The sequence below is a fragment of the Streptococcus sp. 1004_SSPC genome (assembly GCF_001069025.1).
Classification (GTDB): domain Bacteria; phylum Bacillota; class Bacilli; order Lactobacillales; family Streptococcaceae; genus Streptococcus; species Streptococcus vestibularis.
This window is the reverse complement of sequence record NZ_JWGQ01000082.1, coordinates 1-355: the sequence shown is the minus strand read 5'-3', so window position 1 is coordinate 355 and position 355 is coordinate 1. Positions and strand designations below refer to the sequence as shown.

The following is a 355-nucleotide window of genomic DNA, read 5'->3' as shown; positions in this document are numbered from 1 at the left end:
GATGTAGATACAGAGGCACTTTCTGAGGCTGACTCAGAATTAGACAATGATTGTGACTCGGAATTTGAGGCACTTACAGACGCTGATTCTGACGCACTTGTTGACGCGGACTCTGATGCTGATGTGCTTGCTGAGTCTGACGCGCTTGTTGACGCTGACTCTGAAGCTGATGTGCTTGCTGACTCGGACGCGCTTATTGACGCGGACTCTGATGCTGATGTGCTTGCTGACTCGGACGCGCTTATTGACGCTGATTCTGAATTTGATACTGATTGTGATTCTGAAACTGATGCACTTACTGAAGCCGATTCTGAATTTGACAATGATTGTGACTCTGAAACTGACTCACTTTCTG

1 pseudogene is annotated in these 355 nt (G+C 47.0%); it reads left to right on the top strand.

From position 1 onward, the window contains the following. Window positions 1-355, top strand: a pseudogene (locus ADF62_RS11185) (hypothetical protein); the annotation flags it as partial.